Annotated in this window: 3 protein-coding genes; all 3 read left to right on the top strand. The window is 66.9% G+C overall.

Annotation, left to right across the window (positions count from 1 at the left end; all coding sequences use genetic code 11):
- The coding region (locus ACTIIH_RS16160) for a DUF4032 domain-containing protein (protein ID WP_441452841.1) at positions 1-444 on the top strand (444 nt) is incomplete at its 5' end.
- Positions 445-577: 133 nt separating this feature from the next.
- Complete coding sequence (locus ACTIIH_RS16155; protein ID WP_441452840.1) at positions 578-1,423, top strand: SDR family NAD(P)-dependent oxidoreductase; 846 nt, start codon at positions 578-580, stop codon at positions 1,421-1,423.
- Positions 1,424-1,524: 101 nt separating this feature from the next.
- Positions 1,525-2,935, top strand: a 1,411-nt coding sequence (locus tag ACTIIH_RS16150) for an amino acid permease (RefSeq protein WP_441452839.1), incomplete at its 3' end; no start/stop codon positions are given.

Below are 2,935 nucleotides of genomic sequence, written 5' to 3'. Positions count from 1 at the left end.
GGCGAGCTGACCGTGACGACCGATATCGACGGCATCAGGCTGCTCGTGTCCCCGAAGGTCGTCGAACCCAACCACCATTCGAGGCGTCTGCTGCGGCTGACCGGGATCGGCGCGAACGAGAACCAGGCGCGGGCGATGCTCAACGACCTCGACTCGTTCCGCTCGGCCCCCGAGATCGCCGAAGTCGACGAACTCGACGAATCCCAGGCCGCCCGCCGCTGGCTCGACGAAGTGTACAAACCCCTCATCCAGGCGATCCCGGAGAACCTCAACCGCAAACTCGAACCCGGGCAGATCTTCTACGAGTTCGCCGAGCACCGCCGCACCATGGCTCGCGCCCGCCAACGCGACATCCCCACGATGGAGGCCATCGCCTACTTCATCGTCGACTACCTGGCGAACCTCCCCGACGAGATCCGCTACGTCGACAGCGAGAAGTTCTGACGCTCCCACCTCAGCCGATGTTCCACCAGGTGAAACGGGGAGGGCGTGGCCGCCTCGGCGGGCATACCTTGGAAGTCCACGGAGTCGACACCGGTGTCGCTCCGGAACCGAACCCCGCCCGGAAGGACTCCCGATGTCGACGAACGAGAACAACCCGTCGATCCCGTCCCTGTTCGACTTGAGCGGCCGCACCGCAGTCGTCGTCGGGGCCGGCTCCGGACTGGGGCAGGCCAGCGCGATCGGGCTGGCCGACGCAGGCGCACACGTCGTCGTCGCCGATCTCAACCTCACCGGCGCCGAGGCGACCGCCGAACTCATCGCCGCCCGTAGCACCAGATCGGCTGCGCACGGAGCCGCCGATAGCGGATCTGGGGCCGGGTCCGCCTCGGCGGTGGACGTCGACATCACGGACACGGCGTCCGTCGACTCGCTCGTGGACGCCTGGGCCGATGCCGAGGTCCTCGTCATCACCCCCGGGGCGAATGTGCGCAAACGACTGACGGACACCACCGATGACGAGTTCGACCGGGTCATCGACATCAACCTCAAGGGCACTTACCGGCTGATGCGCGGATTCGGCCGTGAGATGGGTGAGCGCGGTCGCGGCTCGATCGTCACCTACGCCTCGTTCCGGGCACTGGCCATCGAACCCGGGCAGGGACTGTACGCGGCGGCCAAGGCCGGGGTGGTGCAGCTGACGAAGACGATGGCCAGTGAGCTCGGAGGCAGGGGCGTGCGCGTCAACGCGATCCTGCCCGGGCCCTTCGACACTCCCCTGACCCAGCAGATCAAGGCCGAGGGGAAATGGTGGGACGCGTATGCGGACAAGACCGCCCTGGGCCGGTGGGGTCGACTGCACGAGATCGCCGGGCCCGTCCTCTTCCTCGCCTCGGAGGCATCGAGCTATGTCACCGGCCACTCGCAGCTCGTCGACGGCGGCTGGATGGCCCAGGACGGCCGATTCACCCCCGACGTGTGAGATCTTTGCCGTGTGAGATCGACGACGCCGCAAGAAGGTTTCGCCCGTGATCACGGGGGAGCCCGGCGAGACAATATTCATGGCTATGCAAGAATATTCATATGACCGTTTCGCACACACCGCCCACCCCGCCGACGCACACTCCCACAGGGGTGCTGCGGCAGCTGGGACGACGCAAGTCGATCAGCGCCATGACCGCCGAGGCCCACACCGATGCGCAGTCCGCACAGCAGGGTGGGCTGCGGCGGACCTTCGGCGTCTTCCAGCTGACGATGATCAGCGTCGGGGCCACCTTGGGTACGGGAATCCTCGTCATCCTCGGCGAGGCTGTGCCTGTGGCCGGCCCGGCCGTCTGGCTCGCCTTCGTCCTGGCCGGAATCACGGCGCTGCTGTCGGCGGTCAGCTACGCCGAGATGGCGGGGATGGTGCCGGTGTCCGGGTCAAGCTACTCGTATTCCTATGCCACTCTGGGTGAGGGCGTCGCCTGGGTCTGCGGCTGGTGCCTCGTCCTCGAATACGCGGTCTCGGTCGCCGCGGTCGCCGTCGGCGCCGCCGACTACGTCAACGAGACCCTGCGCGTCTTCGGCCTCGAGCTGCCGGCGTCCCTGACCACGGGACCGGGCCTGGCCGAGAATCCGGATGGGATCATCAACGTCTCGGCGCTTGTCGTCGTGGCTCTGGCGACCGTGCTGCTCATGCGCGGCGCCCGCGAATCCGGTGTCGCCAACACCATTCTCGTGTTCGTCAAGATCGGCATCCTCGTCTTCTTCGCCGTCGTGGCGTTCACCGCGTTCAAGGCCGGCAACTTCGCGCCGATGCTGCCGATGGGCGCCGCCGGTGTCACCGCGGCCGCTTCCAGCGTGTTCTTCTCCTATATCGGCTTCGATGCCGCGTCCACGGCCGGTGAGGAAGCGAAGAATCCGCGCCGGGACCTGCCGCGGGCGATCATCTTCTCCATGCTCATCGTCACCTCGATGTACGTCCTCGTCGCCGTCACAGCGATCGGGGCGCGGCAGTGGCAGTGGTTCGACGGCGCTCATGCGCCGCTGGTGCAGATCGTCAAGGAGATCACCGGGTCGAATTTCGCGGTGCTGGCCTTCGCCGTGGCCGCGGTGCTCGCGATCTTCTCCGTCGTCATCACCGTGCTCTATGGTCAGTCGCGGATCCTGCTGACGATGGCCAGGGACGGCATGGTGCCGAAGATCTTCGGTGTCGTCTCCCAGCGCACCGGCACTCCCCTGATCGGCACTCTCATCGTCGGCGGCCTCGTGGCCGTCACGGCGGCGCTCATTCCGCTCGGCGAACTCGCCGATGCCACGAGCATCGGCACCCTGTTCGCGTTCTGCCTGGTCAATATCGCCGTCATCTACCTGCGGTTCAAGCGCCCCGACCTCGACCGTTCGTTCACGGTTCCGTTCGGGCCGGTCGTCCCCGCGCTGGGAGCCGTGGCGTGTGCGTTCCTCATGGTCAACCTCGGCGGGCGGACGTGGATCGTCTTCGGTGTGTGGATGG

The organism is Brevibacterium sp. (genome assembly GCF_052105255.1).
GTDB classification, from domain to species: domain Bacteria; phylum Actinomycetota; class Actinomycetes; order Actinomycetales; family Brevibacteriaceae; genus Brevibacterium; species Brevibacterium linens_B.
The sequence above is the reverse complement of the archived record's forward strand: the minus strand, read 5'-3'. Positions and strand labels throughout refer to the sequence as shown.